Below are 574 nucleotides of genomic sequence, written 5' to 3'. Positions count from 1 at the left end.
CCAGGAAGCCCGCCCGGTCACCCGCCACCACCACCGCACGGTGCTCGAAGAGCGACCGGGTCAGTGCGAGCGAGGAACCGATCTCGCCCGTCGAGAGGTCCGGCCGCTCCGTCACGAACGCCCGCAGCCGCTCCGCCTGCGCACGCAACGCGGCCTCCGACCTGGCCGACACCACCCAGGGCGTCACACCCTGGCCCTCGGTACCGCTCTGTTCGGCAACCTCCGCGACGGGGGCCTGTTCCAGGATCACGTGAGCGTTCGTCCCGCTCACGCCGAAGGCCGACACACCCGCCCGGCGCGGCTCCTCACCCGCCGGCCACGGCACCGCCTCCGTCAGCAGCTCCACCGCACCCGCCGACCAGTCGACGTGCGGCGACGGCTCGTCCACGTGCAGCGACCGCGGGAGCACACCCTCGCGCATGGCCAGCACCATCTTGATCACACCGGCCACACCCGCAGCCGCCTGCGTGTGCCCGATGTTCGACTTGATCGAACCGAGCCGGAGCGGCTGCTCAGCCGGGCGCTCCTGGCCGTACGTCGCCAGCAGCGCCTGCGCCTCGATCGGGTCACCCAG

1 protein-coding gene is annotated in these 574 nt (G+C 72.6%); it reads right to left on the bottom strand.

All coding sequences use genetic code 11. From position 1 onward, the window contains the following. On the bottom strand, window positions 1-574 hold a 574-nt coding region (locus K7G59_RS34420; protein ID WP_308295132.1), incomplete at both ends, for a ketoacyl-synthetase C-terminal extension domain-containing protein.

The organism is Streptomyces sp. NK08204 (assembly GCF_020400585.1).
In the GTDB taxonomy this organism is placed as follows: domain Bacteria; phylum Actinomycetota; class Actinomycetes; order Streptomycetales; family Streptomycetaceae; genus Streptomyces.
Note: the sequence above shows the minus strand (reverse complement) of the source record. Positions and strands in the feature narration are given on the sequence as shown.